Here is a 17,564-nt window from a genome sequence, read left to right as displayed (position 1 = left end):
AGCCATACCTCCCCCCACCGGACCGCGGGCGGAGGGGGGTGAAGAACAATGGCGACGGCGGCGCATCGACGGGGCGAGGGCAGGCGTGGAAAACGAAGATCTGGTCATCCACATGCAGGGTGTTTCGGTTCGACGGGGCAAGACCACGCTGGTCGGGGACGTCGACTGGAGCGTGGAGCTGGACGAGCGCTGGGTCGTGCTCGGTCCGAACGGCGCGGGCAAGACCACGCTGCTGAGGCTGGCCGGCGCGGAGCTGCACCCGACCAAGGGCAAGGTGCACCTGCTCGGCGAGCGGATCGGCAAGACCGACATGGCCGAGCTGCGACCCCGGATCGGGCTGTCCTCGTCGGCGTTGAACGGCCGGATCCCGCCCGACGAGAAGGTGGTCGACCTGGTGGTCAGCGCCGGCTACGCGGTGCTGGGCCGGTGGCGCGAGGAGTACGACAAGCTCGACACCGGCCGCGCCAAGGAGCTGTTGGCCACGATGGGCATCGAGCACCTGGCCGACCGCACGTACGGGACGTTGTCCGAGGGCGAGCGCAAGCGCACCCTGATCGCCCGCGCGTTGATGACCGACCCCGAGATGCTCCTGCTCGACGAGCCCGCGGCCGGCCTGGACCTGGGCGGCCGCGAGGACCTGGTGGCCCGGCTGTCGGAGCTGGCGCTCGACCCCGACGCGCCGGCGACGGTGCTGGTCACGCACCACGTGGAGGAGATCCCGCCCGGTTTCACGCACGCGCTGCTGCTGCGTGACGGCGGCATCGTGGCGCAGGGCCTGCTGGACGACGTGCTGACCGAGGAGAACCTGTCGAAGACGTTCGACCAGCCCTTGGAGCTCCAACGGTCGGGTGACAGGTACTTCGCCCGCCGCAAAACTACCCAGGGGTAACCTGCGAGGCGCACCGACGGAGGTCGAGGAGGACCGCGTGGCTGAGTTCGTGAGGCTCGAAGTCGAGGACGGGATCGGCACCATCCGGCTGGACCGCCCGCCGATGAACGCGCTCAACCGGCAGGTCCAGGAGGAGATCCGGTCCGCCGCGCTGGAGGCGACCGACCGGGCCGACGTCTACTCGGTGATCGTGTACGGCGGGCCGAAGGTGTTCGCGGCGGGCGCGGACATCAAGGAGATGGCCGAGCTGTCCTACGCCGAGATGGCGTCCCGCGCGGCCGCGTTCACCTCGGCGCTGCGCTCGGTGGAGGAGATCCCCAAGCCGACCGTGGCCGCCATCACCGGGTACGCCCTGGGTGGCGGGTTCGAGCTGGCGCTGTGCGCGGACCGGCGGATCGCGGGCGACAACGCCAAGGTCGGCCAGCCGGAGATCCTGCTCGGCGTCATCCCCGGCATGGGCGGCACGCAGCGCCTGCCGAGGCTGGTCGGGCCGTCGCGGGCGAAGGACCTGATCTACACCGGCCGGTTCGTCGGCGCCGAGGAGGCGTTGCGCATCGGCATGGTGGACGAGGTGGTGGCCCCGGACGACGTCTACGCCGCGGCACGCCGCTGGGCGGGCCAGTTCGTGAACGGCCCGGTGCGCGCGTACGCCGCCGCGAAGGCCGCGATCGACGGCGGGCTGGACACCGACCTGGGCAGCGGGCTGAAGCTGGAGAGCCAGCTGTTCGCCGCGATGTTCGCCACCGAGGACCAGAAGACCGGCATGGCGTCGTTCATCGAGAACGGCCCGGGGAAGGCGAAGTTCAGTGGCCGTTGATCCCAAGCCCAACCCGCACGCCACCGTCGAGGAGATCGAGGCGGCGTACTCCGACCCCAAGCTCGCGAACGTGCTCTACCACGACTGGGAAGCGGACACGTACGACGAGAAGTGGTCGATCTCGTACGACGAGCGCTGCATCACCTACGCCAAGGACCGCTTCCGCGCGGTCGCGGGTGACGTCGGTCCGTACGAGCACGCGCTGGAGCTGGGCAGCGGCACCGGGTTCTTCCTGCTCAACCTGATGCAGGGCGACGTGATCCGGCGCGGCTCGGTGACCGACCTGTCGCCGGGCATGGTCGAGGTGGCGTTGCGCAACGCCGAGCGGCTGGAGCTGCCGGTCGACGGCCGGGTGGCCGACGCCGAGCGCATCCCGTACGACGACAACACGTTCGACCTGGTGGTGGGGCACGCGGTGTTGCACCACATCCCGGACGTGCCCGCCGCGATGCGCGAGGTGCTGCGGGTGCTCAAGCCGGGCGGGAAGTTCGTGTTCGCGGGCGACCCGACGAACGTGGGCAACTTCTACGCCCGCAAGCTCGGGCAGCTCACGTGGTGGCTGACCACGAACGTGACCAGGCTCGGCCCGCTCAACGACTGGCGCCGGCCGCAGGAGGAGCTGGACTCCTCGTCCCGGGCGGCGGCGCTGGAAGCCGTCGTCGACCTGCACACGTTCGACCCGTCGGACCTGGAGCGGACGGCGCGCGGCGCGGGCGCGGTCGGCGTGCGGGCGGTGACCGAGGAGCTGTCGGCGGCGTTGTTCGGCTGGCCGGTGCGCACGTTCGAGGCCGCCGTGCCGCGCGAGAAGCTGGGCTTCGGGTGGGCGGTGTTCGCCTACAAGACCTGGCAGCGGCTGTCCTGGGTGGACGAGAACGTGCTCGCCAAGGTGCTGCCGCGAGAGGTCTTCTACAACGTCTCCGTGACGGGCCGCAAGCCGGTCTAGTGGCCTACGCGTTCAGCCTCGACGACGTGGCGTACCTGCGTTCCGACGCCGGGTCCGCCGCGTTGTCGGCGTTGGCGGACCTGCCGTTGACCCCCGCGTCGCGGCTGTCCGACGTGGGGCTGGCCAAGCAGGTCTCGCCGACCCGCTTCGCCGCCGTGCTGGAGACGTTGTTGTTGCGGCGCAAGGCCGCCAAGCTCACCTTCGCCGACGGGCTGTTCACCTCCGACGCCTTGCAGCAGGCCACCGCGCACGTGGTGGCCGCGCACCGGGCCCGTCGGTTCAGCGGGCCCGCGCACGACGTGACGTGCTCGATCGGCGCGGACCTCGCGGCGCTGCCCGAGGGGTCGATCGGCTCGGACCTGGACCCGGTGCGGCTGGCCATGGCGCGGCACAACCTGGGTGACGCGGTGCCGCTGGCGCGGGCGGACGCGTTGCGGCCGGTGTCGCGCGGCACGGCGGTGCTCGCCGACCCCGCCCGGCGTGACGCGACCGGTCGGCGCACGTGGCGACCGGCCGACTTCGCGCCGCCGTTGGACGAGCTGGCGTCGGTCTACGCGGCACGGGACATGGCGGTGAAGTGCGCGCCGGGCGTGGACTTCGCGGTCGCGCCGTGGGCGGACGAGGTCGAGCTGGTGTCGTTGGACGGGCAGGTGCGCGAGGCGTGCCTGTGGACGCGCGGCCTGGCCACACCCGGCGTGTCGCGGCGCGCGACCGTGCTGCGGTCGGACGGTCCGGAGTGGACGATCACCTCCGCCGAGCCGGACGACTGCCCGGTGGGGCCGCCCGGTGAGTGGCTGGTCGACCCGGACGGCGCGGTGGTGCGCGCGGGGCTGGTGCGGCACTACGCGGCCCGGCACGGGCTGGCGCAGCTCGACGAGCGGATCGCCTACCTGACCGGACCCGTGCCGCCGCCGGGCGTGCGGGCGTTCCGCGTGGTGGAGCACGGGCACTACAGCGAGAAGACCCTGCGGTCCGTGCTGCGGGCGCACGACGTCGGTCGGCTGGAGATCCTCGTGCGCGGCCTGGACGTGGACCCGAACGCGTTGCGGCCGAGGCTGAAGCTGTCCGGGTCGACCGAGGCGACCGTGGCGCTGACCCGCATCGGCCGCCGCCCGGTGTACCTACTCGCGCACGCCGAGCGCACCTAGCCTCTCGAACAGGAACGCGCGCAGGCCGTCCAGGTCGGCGTCCAGCGCGATGTCGAGGGTCTTCGGCGCGTCCACCTCCAGGCGCTGGTCGACCACGAGCCCGCCGCGGTTCGGGCCGAACGAGCAGTCGACGTCCACCGGGAACGGCGTACCGCTCAGGATCCCCGGCCGGACCGCCTCGGCCACCGCGACCGCGTCGTGCACCGCCATGCCGTCCCAGCCGAGGAACCTCCGGTAGGTCTCCAGGTAGGACGGCGTGAGGCCGACCAGCGCGGCGGCGACGCCGGACGTCTTCGCCAGCGCGTCCAGCCACTCGGCGCTGACCGCGCACCGGCGGGTCAGGTCCATCGGCACCAGCGTCGTGGGCACGTCCTCCTCGACCAGCACGCGGCGGGCGGCCTCGGGGTCGCTCCAGACGTTGAACTCGGCCGCGGCGGTGACGTTGCCGCCGTTCACCCCGCCACCCATGACGACCAGGCGGCCGATCTTCGGCTTGAGGCGCGGGTGGGCGGCCAGGAGCAGCGCGATGTTGGTCAGCGGCCCGATGGGCACGATCGTGACGGGCCGGTCGGCCTGCTCCAGGAGTTCACGCATGAGGGTCACGGCGTCACGCGGGTCCACGTCCTGAGTGGGCTCCGGCAGCGTGTGCGCGAACCCGGACAGGCCGTCGGCCCCGTGGGCGCTGGACAGGTGCGGGTGGGGGTGGACCAGCGGCCGGGACGCGCCGACACCGACCGGCACGTCGTCCCGGCCGAGCAGGGTGAGCAGGCGCAGGGCGTTGCGGGTCGTGTTCTCCAACGACACGTTGCCGAAGACGGTGGTCACCCCGATCAACTCGACCTCGGGGCTGGCGGCGGCGAGGGCGAGGGCGAACGCGTCGTCCACGCCGGGGTCGGTGTCGATGATCAGCGGAGTGGTCACGGGCATCACTGTGACACGGTGCGGCGGTGGCCGGGAGCGCCGGCTACCCTGCCTGCGTGACGAGCATGTGGGGTGCACCCGTGTGGACGAGGTGGCGCAGGTCGCGGCGCGATCCGGCGCAGGCCAAGTTCCTCACCCTGGCGTCGCTGCGCTGGGTGCTGCGGCACCGGGCGTACACGCCCTGGTACCTGGTGCGGTACTGGCGGCTGTTCAAGTTCCGGATCGCGAACCCGCACGTGGTGCTGCGCGGCATGGTGTTCCTGGGCAAGAAGGTCGACCTGCACTGCCGCCCCGGCTACGGCCGGCTGGAGATCGGCCGCTGGGTGCACATCGGCGACGGCAACGCCATCCGCTGCCACGAGGGGTCGCTGCGGATCGGCGACAAGGCCGTGTTCGGCAAGGACAACACGGTGAACTGCTACCTCGACCTGGAGATCGGCGCGGCCACGCTGATCGCCGACTGGGTGTACATCTGCGACTTCGACCACGTGACCGCGGACATCACCCTGCCGATCAAGGACCAGGGCATCGTGAAGTCGCCGGTGCGCATCGGGCCCGACTGCTGGCTGGGCACGAAGGTCACCGTCACGCGCGGCACGAGGATCGGGCGCGGGTGCGTGATCGGCGCGCACGCGGTGGTGCGCGGCGACGTGCCGGACTTCAAGATCGCCGTCGGCATCCCGGCGCGGGTCGTCAAGGACCGCCGTGCGGACTACGAGGCCGACGCCGTGCGCCGCGCCGCCGTCGCCGACATGGCCCGCAAGGCGCAGGAAGCCCTGGAGCAGTCGCGCAACGGGTCGTAGGCGGTCACGTCCCCCCGGTCCGGTAGCGACCCGGCGGCGTGCCGACGACCCGGCGGAACGCCGCGTTGAACGCGTACTCGCTGCGGTAGCCGACCGCCGTCGCGACCTGACCGACGGACAGCTCGGGCCGCTCGCGCAACACCGTGCGGGCGAGGTCCATCCGCCACCGGGTGAGGTGGGCGATCGGCGTCTCGCCCAGCAGTTCGCGGAAGCGCGTCGCGAAGGCGGCCCGGCTCATGCCCGCCGCCCGGGCGAGCACCGCCACGGTCCACGGCCGCTCGGGCGCGTCGTACAGCGCGTCGAGCGCACGACCGATGCGGTCGTCGGCCAGCGCCGCACGCCACGAACCGGCCTCGGCCGGGCGTTCCAGCTCGGCCCGGATGCCCTGCACCAGCACCACCTCGACCAGCCTGGTCGCCACCAGCGACGCGCCGGGCCGGTCGTCGCGGACCTCCTCGCGCAGGCCGTCCAGCAGCCGTCCGAGGCCGGGCACCGGGTCACCGGACGAGGCGGGGCGGAGGTGCACCACGGGTGGCAGCGCCCGCAGGAACAGCGTCTTCGCCGCACCGGACAAGGTCAGCTCCGCGCACAGCATCACGGTCCGCGCGCCGTCGCCGCCGAACCGCCGCCGCACCGACAGCCCGCCCGCCGTGGGGTCCGTGTCGTGCGCGGTGACCTGCGCGTCCGGCCGGTGCCGCAGCGAGTGCGACGCGCCGTGCGGCAGGACCACCAGGTCACCGGCCCGCACGTGGACACGCCGCCCGTCGACGTCCAGCCACAGCTCACCGTCGAGGACGTGGTGCAGCGACGTGGTGTCGCGCGCGTCCATCCGCGCTCCCCACGGCGCGCCCAGCTCGACCCGGCCGAACCGGCTCGCGTCTACCCGCACGTGCCGCAGCAACGTGCCGACCAGGTCGAACGGAGGACGCTCGCGCACAAGACCTGGACCCTTGCACATTTCCCCCGCGTCCGGAGCTTCCTACGGTGAATCGACCCACGAGAACCAGGAGACCACCGTTGGACATCTTCATCACCGGCGCGAGCGGCTACATCGGCTCGGCGCTGACCCGCGTCCTCGTCACCCGCGGGCACCGGGTGCGCGGCCTCGCCCGCAGTGACGCGGCGGAGGCGAAGGTTCGGGCGAACGGCGCGCAACCGGTTCGCGGCGACCTGTCCGACCTGGCGGTGCCGGCGGGCGCGGCGGCCGACGCGGACGGCGTCGTGCACATCGCGGCCACCACCGACGCGGACCGACCCGCCGTGGACGCGGCCGCCGTGAAGGCGATGCTCGGCGGGATGACCGGCGGCGTCTTCATCACGACCACCGGCGCGCCGAGGGCCAGGTCGTCGCGGACGCCGGTGGCCGAGTACGACACCGCCGAGGTCACCGGCCCGCTGGCGTGGTTGGCCGGGGCGGAGGCGCGGGTGCTGGACGCGGGCCACGTGCGTGGCGTCGTCGTGCGACCGCCGATCGTCTACGGCGACGGTGGCGGCCCGACCGCCGCGCTGGTCCGGCGAGCGAGTGCCGACGGGGTGGCGCGGCACGTCGGCGCGGGCGAGAACCGCTGGTCCGCGGTGCACGTGAACGACCTCGCGCGCGGGTACGCCCTGCTGCTCGAATCGCCCGCGCGCGGCGTTTTCCACGCCGCCGAGACGACACCGGTCCCGATGGCCGCGCTCACCGCCGCGATCGCCGACGCCGCCGGTGTGCCCGTGCGCTCGTGGAGCCTCGCCGAGGCCCTCGCGACGCACGGTGACCTGGCCGCGTACCTGGCGGCGGACGCGGCGCTCGACGCGACCCGGCTGCGCGACCTCGGCTGGGAACCGGTGTTCGGTGCCGCGCTCGACGGCGTCTGCGGTGCGTTGCGCAACCCGGCGCAGGGTTACGCCGTGTCGGCACCGCGGTCCTAGACGGGTTGCAGCTCCTCGCCCGCCTTGCGGTCGTACTCCTCCTGCGCGGTGCGGATGTCCTCGATGTGGGTCTCCGACCACACCCTGATCGCGTCCATCAGGCCGCCGACGTTGTCGCCGAGCGGGGTGAGGCTGTACTCGACGCGCGGTGGCACGCTCGGGTAGACGGCGCGGTGCACGAGGCCCGCGCGTTCCAGGTCGCGCAGGGTCTGGGTGAGCATCTTCTGGGTGATGCCGTCGAGGCGGCGGCGGAGCTCGCCGAAGCGCATGGTGCCCGGCCGCAGGGCGCCGATCACCAGGCACACCCACTTGTTGGTCAGCAGGTCGAGCACCGCTCGTGAGGCGCAGCCGCGCAGGAAGGCATCCGCGCCGCCGTGGGCGCGCAGGTCAGGAACGGTATACATGAGGTACCTAAATACCATTTAGGTGCCTTCTTCACAACAGGTACTACCGGCCGTGATCCTTTGACCCATGACGAACGAGATGCGTGCCGTGACGGTCGAAGCCTTCGGGGAGCCCGAGGTCATGGTGGTCGGGAAGGTCGCGCGGCCGGAGCCGGCGATGGACGAGATCCTGGTGGAGGTGCGCGCGATCGGCGTGAACCCGGTTGACTGGAAGGTGCGGCGCAACGGCTTCTGGCTGACCGCGCCGTGGGTGCCGGGCTGGGACGTCTCCGGTGTGGTGGCGTCGGTGCCCGCGGGGGAGAACCGGTTCGCGGTCGGCGACGAGGTGTACGGGATGCCCCACTTCCCGCGCCCGGCCGGCGCGTACGCCGAGTACGTCGCCGCGCCGGCCAGGCACTTCGCCCGCAAGCCCGCCGGCCTCGACCACGTGCACGCGGCGGCCCTGCCGCTGGCCGTGCTCACCGCGTGGCAGGCCCTCACCGAGGCCGCCGGGATGAAGGCGGGCGACCGGGTGCTGGTCCACGCCGCCGCCGGCGGTGTCGGGCACCTCGCCGTGCAGCTGGCGAAGTCGCTGGGCGCGCACGTCATCGGCACCGCCAGGGCGGGCAAGCACGACCTGCTGCGCGAGCTGGGCGCGGACGAGCTGGTCGACTACACGACGCAGGACTTCGGCGAGCTCCGGGACGTCGACGTGGTGGTCGACCTGGTCGGCGGCGACGACTACGAGCAGCGCTCGATGCGGGTCCTCAAGCCCGGCGGGCTGTACGTCGGCGTCCCCGCCCCGGGAGCGCTGCCCGAGCTCAAGGCCGCGGCCGAAGCCCTGGGCGTGCGTGCCGCCACCGTGTTCGTGGCCCCGGACCACGCCGTGCTGGAGCACGTGGCGGGACTCGTCGAGCGCGGCGAGCTGAAGGTCCTCGTCGCCGAGACGTTCCCGCTGGAGGACGCGGCCAAGGCGCACGAGGTGGGCGAGGCCAACCGGACCACCGGCAAGCTCGTGCTCACCGTCTGAGAGCCCGCGGTAGGCGCAGAAGTGCGGCTCGGCCGATTCGATCTCCTGCGAGGATCGGCCGAAACCACGCCGTCCTGCCCTGTGGAGCGCCCGTGTCACGACCCGACCTGTTCACGTACGCGGGCGCCTTGCGGATCCTGGGCAAGTACGAGAGGCCCCTGTTCGAGAAGGTCGACATGGCGCTGGGCGGTGCGATCCTGGCCGGGGGCGCGCTCGGCAACGCGGGCGTCCTCGGCCTGATCGACCCGAAGAACGAAGCCATGTCGTCGCTGCGGAAGGTGCTCGACGGCCTGTCGACGAGGCTGACCGGCCTGTCCGGTGTGAACCGCCAGGAACTCGTGTCCGCCGCGCACACCGTGATCGCGGTGAACTCCGTCTTCGACGCGTTCCGCGACCGGATCGGCGTCCAGCTCGACCGACTCCGGATCACCGATGACGAGAAGTTCCGGATGCTGGGCGTCGAACCGACCGGGACCAACGAGGCCGGCGCCCTGCCCGCGTTGACCGAACTGGACGTTCCGGCGCCCGACGCCATCCGCGGGTTCCAGCAGAACCTCGAAGGACCGCTGACGCACTTCTTCGCGACCTCCGCCGAGCAGGTGATGTCCTTCCTCGGCGGGTTGTCCTCGGTTCGGCTTGAGCCGGACCCGCACCGGGGGATCGTCAGGGAGAGCCGGGAGAAGTACGTGCACCACTACCTGGGGCTCGCCGCGAGCATCCCGGAGTTCGAGGTCTGGACGTTCATCGGCGAGCACTCGGCCACCCGTGACGCGGTCGTGGCCGGCAACGCCCGATTGGCCGAAGCCCTGGCCACGCAGACGGAATCCCTGGAACGGTTCGCCCGGCTGTTGTCCTCGTCCGCACCGGGAGAACTGCGAGCGGACCGCTCGTACCGGCGGAAGCTGGAGAAGGCGGCGCTGGCCACCTTGGCGAAGCCCCTGCTCCGGAGCAACCCGGGGAACCAGGCGGTCACCACGCGGTTCCCGTCCGTCGAACGCGGTTTCGTGGCGCCCCGGTACCGCGTGACCGTCCACGACGAGAAGGCCGTCCCGGCGTCCGAGGACTGGTGGTCGTCGTACACGGCGGTCGAGGAGGACATCGACACCTTCCTCGCGGCGCACCTGTCCAGCCCGACGGGCACCGCCCGACCGCTGCTCGTCCTGGGGCACCCGGGCGCGGGCAAGTCCCTGCTGATGGAAGTGCTCGCGGCCAGGCTGCCCGCCGCCGGGTACACCGTGGTGAACGTGCAGCTCCGCAAGGTCAACGCCGACGAGCCGGTGCGCCGGCAGATCGAGAGCGCGCTGACCGAAGTGCTGTCGGAGAAGGTCGACTGGGGCAAGCTCGCCGACGAGTGCGACGACACCATCCGGGTCGTCCTGCTGGACGGTTTCGACGAGCTCGTCCAGGCCAGCGGCGTGACGCAGTCCAACTACATCCGGCAGGTCTGCGAGTTCCAGGAACGCGAAGCGGATCTGGGCCGGCCGGTGGCGGTCGTCATCACGTCGCGGACCCTCGTCGTGGACCGGGCGCGCATCCCCGACGGCGTGCCGATCGTCAAGTTGGAGGAGTTCGACGACAGCCGGGTCGGCAAGTGGCTGGACGCGTGGAACCAGGCCAACGCCTCGACACCCGGTTTCCACACTCTCGCACCGGCCGACCTGCTCCGGCACGGCGACCTGGCCAGGCAACCGTTGATCCTGCTGATGCTCGCCATCTACGCCGCCGACGCGGAGGACCGGTGGCTGGACGACGAAGACCTGTCCAGGGCCGCCTTGTACGAGCGCCTGATCGACTCCTTCGTCCTCCGCCAGGCCCGCGACAAGAGCCGCGTCGAGCCGTCCGAGCAGCAGGTCGCGACGAAGGTCCAGAAGAGCAAGTGGCAGTTGAGCATCGCGGCCCTGGCGATGTTCAACCGCGGCCTGCAGTACGTGAGCGATGCCGAGCTGGAACGGGACCTCCTGCCCTTCTTCCCGGCCCAGGAGATGACGCAGCGGAGCAGCTTCGACGACCCCCTCAGCCTCTCCGACCAGACGGTCGGGGACTTCTTCTTCATCCACTCGGCGCAGCTCAACGCGCAGGACAGCGCGTCCACCGGCCGCCGCACGTACGAGTTCCTGCACGCCACCTTCGGCGAGTACCTCATCGCCGAACGGACGCTCAAGCTGCTCGGCACGGTCCTGGTGGACAAGCAGCGGCGCGAGTCGAACCCCTTCGAGGGCTTCGGCCTCCTGGACGACGCCCTGCTGTACTCGCTGATCTCCCACGACGTCTTCGCCAAGAGGCGCCCCATCCTGGAGTTCGCGTCCGGGCTGTTCCAGGCACTCGACCCGGACGTCCGCGTGGGCGTCCTCGGTGTGCTGGACGAGTTGATCCGAACGGTTCACCAGAGGGTGAAGAACGACGCCCACCCAGGTTACGACCCGTCCGGGGCGAACCTGGTCGGACGCATAGCGGCATACACGGCGAACCTGGTCTGCCTCCGCGTTCACCTGGTTGACTCGCCCGTGCCGCTGGACAGTCTGTTCCCGGGTATGGGCACCGACCTCGACGCCTGGCGGTCCATGGTCCACCTGTGGCATTCCGGGTCGGACGCCGAGGGGTGGCTCAGTCTTCTCGGAGCGCTCACCCTGCACTGGGCGCAGGGCGTCCCGAGCCTTATCAGCCGGAAGGATCTCACCGATACGGTGTATGTCGGTGAGGCCCAGTTGCTCGGTGATCCCGTTCTCGAAGGAACGGTGCGCGTCGGTGACACGTTCATCGGCTCCGGCGTCACCGCGGATGTGGCAGAGCAGGAGCTGCTCGAGACGCTGTCCAGATGGGTTGCCCGGAGCAGTGGGATGGGAAGTTCGAAGGACTTCCTGCCCTATGACATCGACCTCCTGGACAAGGTCCTGGACGGCATCGAATCAGGTGTCCCGATGCATGGTGATGCGCGGGACATCCTGCTCTTCTCGCTGTCCCGCGAGTCGTGGCGCCTCCCGGCCGGCACGGTGCTCCGAGCGGTCGGGTGTCTGGGCCTGGATCAGCCGGACAGCCCGTTGGGAGTCCGGCAGGCCTTCGAGGTGTGTTCGCTCGTCTGTGCCCACCCCCAACTGTTGGACGAGATGGATGGCATGGTCGACCGCATCGTCGGATGGGTGGCCAAGAACGAGGGCGAGGCTCTTGCGTGCCTGGTCCTCGCCTGGCGAACGAGCCTGGTCGCCGGAGGCGGAGGAGGCGGCATCGACCAGCTCTTGGCGCAGCTCGACCCGGTCGCGAGTCGGATCCGATCCGATCTCCCGCGGAACATCTACTTCCCGGTCGACTCCTTCGCCTACCTGGCCGGCGGGACGGCAGTGAACTGGATGTTCGACAAGTCGCTTCTGGTGGCGTTGGGGGTGTCTTCGTCCAGGGCCTTGCGCAAGGTTCGGCCGCAGCACTTCCTTGCCGTTGTCGGCAAATTCTCCGCAGCGTCGGACGAGGTGCGCCCGGCGGATGCAGAAATTCTGGGTTTCGTCGTGCAGTACCTCTTCGCGCACAACGTCGAGGGTGACTTCCGAGACCTTCCGTCGGCCATGGGGGAACTGCGCCGGCTGGCGGAGGTCGAGTAGTCGCCTACTCCGCCTCGCGGCGCGTCAGCACCAGCGGTTCGTCGTCGGTGATAGCGATCGTGTGCTCGGAGTGGGCGGTGCGCGAACCGTCCGCCGACCGGATGGTCCAGCCGTCGTCGTCGTAGACGATCCGGTCGGTGGTGCGCGTGAACCACGGTTCCAGCGCCAGGGTCAGCCCCGGCCGGAGCTTGAGGCCGCGGCCCGGCTTGCCCTTGTTCGACACGTGCAGGTCCTCGTGCATGGTGCGGCCGATGCCGTGGCCGCCGAACTCGGTGTTGACCGGGTAGCCGTGGTCGCGGGCCACCGCCCAGATCGCCGCCGAGATGTCGCCCAGGCGGTTGCCGGGGCGCGCGACCGCGATCGCCGCCTCCAGTGCCTCCTCGGTGGCGCGGATGATCCTCAGGTCCTCCTCGGCGGGCGTGCCGACGATGATCGTGCGCGCCGAGTCGGCCACCCAGCCGTCGATGCCGACCGCCAGGTCGGCGCTGAGCACGTCCCCGTCCCGCAGCACGTAGTCGTGGGGCAGGCCGTGCAGCACCGCGTCGTTGACCGACAGGCAGATGACGTTGCGGAACGGGCCGCGCCCGAACGACGGCGCGTAGTCCCAGTAGCACGACTCCGCCCCGCGCCGGTCGATCATGCGCCGCACGTGGTGCTCCAGGTCCAGCAGGTTCACACCCACTTCGGCGAGTCGGCCGACCTCGGAGAGCGCCTCGGCGACGAACCGCCCGGCCACGTGCATGCGGTCGATCTCCGCAGGCGTCTTCAACTCGATCACGTACTACCTCGCGTCACAGGGGTCGGTATAGTTATACCGGCACCGTAGCACCTGGCGGTATTTTAATACCAACCCTATCCTGGCCGCATGGTCCGCCAACCGCTCACGCCCGAGCAGGTCGAAGCCGGCAGGCGTCTCGGCGTCCTGCTGCGCCGCGCGCGAGCGGGCCGCGACCTGGTGGAGGTCGCGCACGCGGCCGGCATCTCGCCGGAGACCCTGCGCAAGATCGAGACCGGCCGGCTGCCGTCACCCGGCTTCGGCACGATCGTCCGCCTAGGCGAGGCGCTCGACGTGCCGGTGCAGGACCTGGCGGCCACCTGGCGCGGCGGTGGCGATGTTCCGCTGGAAGCCGTGTCCTAGAGGAACACGTTGCCGGTGGGGATCTTGGGACGACCCAGCGGCGGGTGGTCGTGGACGGTGGCGGCGCGGTAGACGGCCGTGGTGTCGGCGGCGATCTTCGACCAGTCGAAGTCGGTGGCGAGGCGGGACTTCGCGGCGCGAGCCCGGCGCTGGGCCGCCGGCCGGTCGTCCAGCACGGACCGGACCGCGCCCGCCAGCGCCTCGACGTCGCCGGGGCTGAACGACAGGCCCGTCACGCCGTCCAGGACCACCTCGCCCAGACCGCCCGCGGTCGACGCCACCAGCGGGGTGCCGGCCGCGGCCGCTTCCAGCGCCACGATGCCGAACGGCTCGTACTTGCTCGGCAGCACGACGGCGTCGGCCGCCGCGAGCGCCGCCGCCAGCGCGCGGTCCGACAGGTGGCCGACGAAGTCCACGGCCCGCCGCACCTTGTGCTTGCGCGCCTGGTCCACCAGCCACTCCCGGTGCGTGCCGGTGCCCGCCACGACCAGCCGGGTGCCCGGGTGGGCGCGCCGGATCCGGGGCAGGGCGGCGATCAGGTCCTGCACGCCCTTCTCCCACTCCAACCGACCGAAGAACAGCAGCAGCGGCGCGCCGTCGGGGCTGTGCGCGGCACGGGCGGCGGTCACGTCGGACGAACGCACCCGCCACCGGCGCGGCTCGATGCCGTTGTGCAGCACCGTGACCGACGCTGGCTCCACCTCGAACAGGTGCGCGACCTCGGTCCGCATCGCGGACGAGCACGTGATCAGCGCGTCCGCCCGGTTCGCCAGCCACCACTCGACCGAGTGCACCTGCTGGTTCAACGTCTGCGACAGCCACCCGCTGTGCCGTCCGGCCTCGGTCGCGTGCACGGTCGCCACCAACGGCGCGCCGCACAGCTCCGCCAGCGCGATCGCGGGATGCGTGACCAGCCAGTCGTGCGCGTGCACCACGTCCGGCCGCCAGTCGCGCAGCAACGCTGCCCCGGCCCGCGTCATCGCGTGGCCCATCGCCAACGTCCACGCCACCAGGTCCCGCTCGAACACCAGGTGCGTCGGGTCCTCGGCCACCCGGATCAGCCGCACGCCGTCGACCGCGGTGTCCGACGTCGGGTGCGTGACCGCGTCCGTCCCCGCCGGCTGGCGGCACAGCACGACCACCTCGTGGCCCTGCGCGGCCAGGTGCCCGGCCAGCGCGTGCACGTGCCGGCCCAACCCGCCGACGACCACGGGCGGGTACTCCCACGACAACATCAGCACGCGCATGGGCCATCCTCGCACTTCCACGCCGCTACGCCGGCCAGAACCGGGAGAAGGGGGACGGCGGTCATGCCACCTCGGCTCTGGGGTCTGCTGTTCTGCGCCACGCTGCCGGCGATCGGGGCCGCGGTCGACCGGAGGGCCCGCGCCCAGCGCGCCGGCCTCGAACGACCGGCCGACACCAGGGGTCGCTCGAAGGCGGACCCGGTGGTGCAGGCCCGGCTCGACAACCCCGGTTCTGCGGGCATCGCGCACCGGCGCGACGGCGACGAAACGGGCGGCGGGGGCGTCAACCAGCCAGCCCTCGCGCGTCGAGGTGCCCGAACGGCCCGTCGATCAGCCGCAGCTCGGCCGCCCGGTCACGGCCGCGCCCGGCCCGCCGCAGGGCGACGAGCTCGCGGAACCTCTCCGCGTGCACCTTGGCCCGGTAGCGGGCGTAGTCCGCGGCCGAGTCCTTGGTCACCATGAACGCCCAGTCGCTGGACAGCGCCAGCAGCGCCTCGCGCACGGCCTGGTCGGCCACGGGGTCGCGCACCACGCCGGACAGGTCGAGCGCGAGCAGTTCGCGCTGGACCTCGGCGTTGCCGTGCACGATGTCGCCGACCTGCGGACCGTTCCAGACCTGCCAGTCCTTGCCCGAGCCCCACGACGACGGCGGCACCTCCACCGGCGCGCCCACGTGCCCCGCCTCGACCGCGCCGCGCAGCGTCGTCACCCGCACGCCCGCCTCGGGCAGCGCGCGCAGCACCGCCTCCAGCCACGCCGGGCCCTCGTGCCACCAGTGCCCGTACAGCTCGGTGTCGTACGCGGCGACCACCAGGGACGGCTTGCCGCGCTGCTCCTTCAACGCCCGCAGCCGCCGCACGACCGTGTCCACGAAGTCGGCCGCGTGCCGCCGGACCGCCGCCGCGGCCAGGGCCGGGTCGTACGGCCGCTTGTCGGCCGGCTCGACGGTCTTCCCGGTCACCCGAGCCGGCTTGAGCCCGCTGGCGTGGTCGTAGGTGTGGAAGTCCCGGTACGCCGGGTCGCCGGGGTAGCCGACCTTGGGCGACCACACCCGGTAGGACACCTCCAGGTCGCGCCCGAAGGCGACCACGTCCGACGTGCCGACCGGCCTGCCCGCGGCGGTGTCGCCGCGCAGCGACGGGCCGTCGACCAGGAACCGCCGCACGCCGGCCCGCGCGTAGTCGTGCTCCATGCCCGGCGCGTACGCGCATTCCGGCGCCCAGATGCCCTCCGGCGTCGAGCCGACGCGCAAGGCGGTGTCCGCGAGCCCGGTGCGCAACGAGAACGCCCGCAGCCGCGGGTCGAGCAGCGGCTGGAACGGGTGGGTGGCCGGTCCGCCCAGCAGCTCGACCGCCCGTGAGTCCACAAGGGACCGCAGCACCGGTGAGAAACCGTGCCGCCACCGGGCTTCGAAGCGCGCCAACGCCCACGCGGACGCGCGGTGCTCGCGGGCGGCCAGGTCCGGCAGCCGGGACGACGCGCTGTGCGCGCGCAGCTGCCAGTCGCCCAACCAGTCGTGCAGGCCGCGCAGGCTGTACGGGTCGTCCAGCTGCGCGGCGAGCACCGGCGTGATGCCCAGCGTGAGCACGTCCTGGCGGCCCTCCGCGGCGAACCGCTCCAGCAGGTCGATCACCGGCAGGTACGAGTGCGCCCACGCCTGGTAGAGCCACTCCTCGCCGACCGGCCAGGCGCCGTGGTGCGCGAGCCACGGCAGGTGGCTGTGCAGGACCAGGCAGAACGTGCCCTCGTCGTGCGTCACGGGCGCACCGCCACGGCGACGAGGTCCAGGCACGCGTCCAGGTCGTCGGTGGTGATCTCGAAGTCCTCGTCGCGCACCGACGCCACGGCCGCCAGCAGGTCGTCGGGCCACCGGCCGCCGTCCACCACCACGGCCACCTGCGCGTCGATGATCGACCCGCCCAACCGCTCGTCCAGCGCGCGCAACGCCGGTCCGTGCCGCAGACCTGCCAGCAGCTCGACCCGCAGCCCCGCGCCGACCAGCAGCTCGGTCAGCTCGGACGGCGCCAGCTCGCGGGTGTGGAACGGGTTGAGCGGGGTGTCGCGGCCGGGGGAGAAGGTGATCCGGTTGGGCGTGGTGACCAGCAGCCGCCCGCCGGGCCGCAGCACCCGCGCGCACTCGGCCAGGAAGCCCTCCTGGTCCCACAGGTGCTCGATGACCTGGAGGTTCGCCACCACGTCCACGCTCGCGTCGCGCAGCGGCAGCGAGGCCAGGTTGCCGCGCAGCACCGCCAGCTCCGGGTACGCGCGGCTCGCGTGCGAGGCGGTCGGCTCGTCGTAGTCGAGCGCGACCACGCGCGCCGCGTGCCGGGCGATCAGCGCGGCGCCGTAGCCCTCGCCGCAACCCGCCTCCAGCACCACCGCGCCGACGCAGTACCGGACCAGGTCCAGGTACGCCGCTTCGTGGCGCCGGAACCAGTAGTTCTCCTCGGCGACACCGGGCACGGTGCGTTCACCGGTGAGGGGCAGCGGCTCGACGGTCACCGGGCCAGCCTAGTTGTCCGTTACTCGTGGGTAGGCATCGCCCGTCCAGATGGTGGTCACTTTTTCGTGTGAAGTCGCCGGTCACCCGATTGCGGTTTTTGTTGCTGTGAGCATTCCGATTGGTCCGGTTGATTCTCGGAAAGCAACACTATCGAGTGACCTGAACCGATCCTGCATTGATCTTCCCTGATGGTGTTTGCCCTGGAAGGTGACGCATTGATCGAGGTGCACCAGGGTAGTCG

Annotated in this window: 16 protein-coding genes; 9 read left to right on the top strand and 7 right to left on the bottom strand. The window is 71.8% G+C overall.

What is annotated here, in order from left to right:
- The first annotated feature begins 112 nt into the window (after nt 1-112).
- From AB0K14_RS16805 to AB0K14_RS16790, 4 genes are read left to right on the top strand one after another with little or no spacing between them, the layout of a single operon-like run.
- Nucleotides 113-889: an ABC transporter ATP-binding protein gene (locus tag AB0K14_RS16805; RefSeq protein WP_360447591.1), complete on the top strand. Its 777-nt coding sequence runs from the start codon at nt 113-115 to the stop codon at nt 887-889.
- Nucleotides 890-926: 37 nt separating this feature from the next.
- Nucleotides 927-1,706 (top strand): enoyl-CoA hydratase-related protein, encoded by a 780-nt coding sequence (locus tag AB0K14_RS16800; RefSeq protein WP_360446936.1) that lies wholly within the window; start codon nt 927-929, stop codon nt 1,704-1,706.
- Complete coding sequence (locus AB0K14_RS16795) at nt 1,696-2,649, top strand: class I SAM-dependent methyltransferase (RefSeq protein WP_360446938.1); 954 nt, start codon at nt 1,696-1,698, stop codon at nt 2,647-2,649. The genes AB0K14_RS16800 and AB0K14_RS16795 overlap by 11 nt, the downstream gene beginning before the upstream one ends.
- Nucleotides 2,649-3,797 carry a class I SAM-dependent methyltransferase gene (locus AB0K14_RS16790; protein WP_360446940.1) on the top strand — a complete coding sequence of 383 codons (1,149 nt, stop codon included), beginning with the start codon at nt 2,649-2,651 and terminating at the stop codon, nt 3,795-3,797. The genes AB0K14_RS16795 and AB0K14_RS16790 overlap by 1 nt, the downstream gene beginning before the upstream one ends.
- Here AB0K14_RS16790 and AB0K14_RS16785 read toward each other — a convergent pair.
- Nucleotides 3,771-4,718 carry a nucleoside hydrolase gene (locus tag AB0K14_RS16785; RefSeq protein WP_360446942.1) on the bottom strand — a complete coding sequence of 316 codons (948 nt, stop codon included), beginning with the start codon at nt 4,716-4,718 and terminating at the stop codon, nt 3,771-3,773. The two genes, AB0K14_RS16790 and AB0K14_RS16785, sit on opposite strands and share 27 nt — an antisense overlap.
- Before the next feature lie 56 nt (nt 4,719-4,774).
- On the opposite strand from AB0K14_RS16785, the gene AB0K14_RS16780 reads away from it, so the two are divergent.
- Nucleotides 4,775-5,521, top strand: coding sequence for an acyltransferase (locus tag AB0K14_RS16780; protein ID WP_360446944.1), 747 nt, complete (start codon nt 4,775-4,777; stop codon nt 5,519-5,521).
- 4 nt (nt 5,522-5,525) lie between these two features.
- On the opposite strand, the gene AB0K14_RS16775 is transcribed toward AB0K14_RS16780, so the two are convergent.
- Nucleotides 5,526-6,458, bottom strand: a complete 933-nt coding sequence (locus AB0K14_RS16775) for an AraC family transcriptional regulator (protein WP_360446946.1) — start codon at nt 6,456-6,458, stop codon at nt 5,526-5,528.
- A gap of 80 nt (nt 6,459-6,538) precedes the next feature.
- On the opposite strand from AB0K14_RS16775, the gene AB0K14_RS16770 reads away from it, so the two are divergent.
- A complete protein-coding gene (locus AB0K14_RS16770; RefSeq protein ID WP_360446948.1) occupies nt 6,539-7,432 on the top strand; it encodes an NAD-dependent epimerase/dehydratase family protein in 894 nt (297 codons plus the stop codon).
- Here the strand turns inward: AB0K14_RS16770 and AB0K14_RS16765 are convergent.
- On the bottom strand, nt 7,429-7,836 hold the full coding sequence (locus tag AB0K14_RS16765; RefSeq protein ID WP_360446950.1) for a helix-turn-helix domain-containing protein: 408 nt from the start codon (nt 7,834-7,836) through the stop codon (nt 7,429-7,431). The two genes, AB0K14_RS16770 and AB0K14_RS16765, sit on opposite strands and share 4 nt — an antisense overlap.
- Before the next feature lie 67 nt (nt 7,837-7,903).
- Between AB0K14_RS16765 and AB0K14_RS16760 the strand changes: the two genes are divergently transcribed.
- Nucleotides 7,904-8,845, top strand: a complete 942-nt coding sequence (locus AB0K14_RS16760) for an NADP-dependent oxidoreductase (RefSeq protein ID WP_360446952.1) — start codon at nt 7,904-7,906, stop codon at nt 8,843-8,845.
- A gap of 92 nt (nt 8,846-8,937) precedes the next feature.
- Nucleotides 8,938-12,435: a hypothetical protein gene (locus AB0K14_RS16755; RefSeq protein WP_360446954.1), complete on the top strand. Its 3,498-nt coding sequence runs from the start codon at nt 8,938-8,940 to the stop codon at nt 12,433-12,435.
- 4 nt (nt 12,436-12,439) lie between these two features.
- Here AB0K14_RS16755 and map read toward each other — a convergent pair whose 3' ends face one another.
- Complete coding sequence (map, locus tag AB0K14_RS16750; protein ID WP_360446956.1) at nt 12,440-13,213, bottom strand: type I methionyl aminopeptidase; 774 nt, start codon at nt 13,211-13,213, stop codon at nt 12,440-12,442.
- A gap of 87 nt (nt 13,214-13,300) precedes the next feature.
- Here map and AB0K14_RS16745 point away from each other — a divergent pair, with 87 nt between their 5' ends.
- Entirely contained in the window at nt 13,301-13,573 is a 273-nt protein-coding gene (locus AB0K14_RS16745) for a helix-turn-helix transcriptional regulator (protein WP_360446958.1), read from the top strand.
- Here AB0K14_RS16745 and AB0K14_RS16740 read toward each other — a convergent pair.
- From AB0K14_RS16740 to AB0K14_RS16730, 3 genes are all read right to left on the bottom strand, one after another.
- Nucleotides 13,570-14,820, bottom strand: a complete 1,251-nt coding sequence (locus AB0K14_RS16740) for a glycosyltransferase family 4 protein (protein WP_360446960.1) — start codon at nt 14,818-14,820, stop codon at nt 13,570-13,572. The genes AB0K14_RS16745 and AB0K14_RS16740 overlap by 4 nt on opposite strands.
- 283 nt (nt 14,821-15,103) lie before the next feature.
- Nucleotides 15,104-16,579 (bottom strand): glycoside hydrolase family 57 protein, encoded by a 1,476-nt coding sequence (locus tag AB0K14_RS16735; protein WP_360446962.1) that lies wholly within the window; start codon nt 16,577-16,579, stop codon nt 15,104-15,106.
- Nucleotides 16,576-17,322: a class I SAM-dependent methyltransferase gene (locus AB0K14_RS16730; protein WP_360446964.1), complete on the bottom strand. Its 747-nt coding sequence runs from the start codon at nt 17,320-17,322 to the stop codon at nt 16,576-16,578. The genes AB0K14_RS16735 and AB0K14_RS16730 overlap by 4 nt, the downstream gene beginning before the upstream one ends.
- Between the last annotated feature and the right edge of the window lie 242 nt (nt 17,323-17,564).

It is taken from the genome of Actinosynnema sp. NPDC050801 (genome assembly GCF_040673975.1).
Classification (GTDB): domain Bacteria; phylum Actinomycetota; class Actinomycetes; order Mycobacteriales; family Pseudonocardiaceae; genus Actinosynnema.
Note: the sequence above shows the minus strand (reverse complement) of the source record. Positions and strands in the feature narration are given on the sequence as shown.

Coding starts and splice junctions, on each gene's coding strand:
- AB0K14_RS16805 (WP_360447591.1), top strand. CDS start 113: ATGCAGGGTGTTTCGGTTCGACGGGGCAAGACCACGCTGGTCGGGGAC.
- AB0K14_RS16765 (WP_360446950.1), bottom strand. CDS start 7,836: ATGTATACCGTTCCTGACCTGCGCGCCCACGGCGGCGCGGATGCCTTC.
- AB0K14_RS16760 (WP_360446952.1), top strand. CDS start 7,904: ATGACGAACGAGATGCGTGCCGTGACGGTCGAAGCCTTCGGGGAGCCC.
- AB0K14_RS16745 (WP_360446958.1), top strand. CDS start 13,301: ATGGTCCGCCAACCGCTCACGCCCGAGCAGGTCGAAGCCGGCAGGCGT.
- AB0K14_RS16740 (WP_360446960.1), bottom strand. CDS start 14,820: ATGCGCGTGCTGATGTTGTCGTGGGAGTACCCGCCCGTGGTCGTCGGC.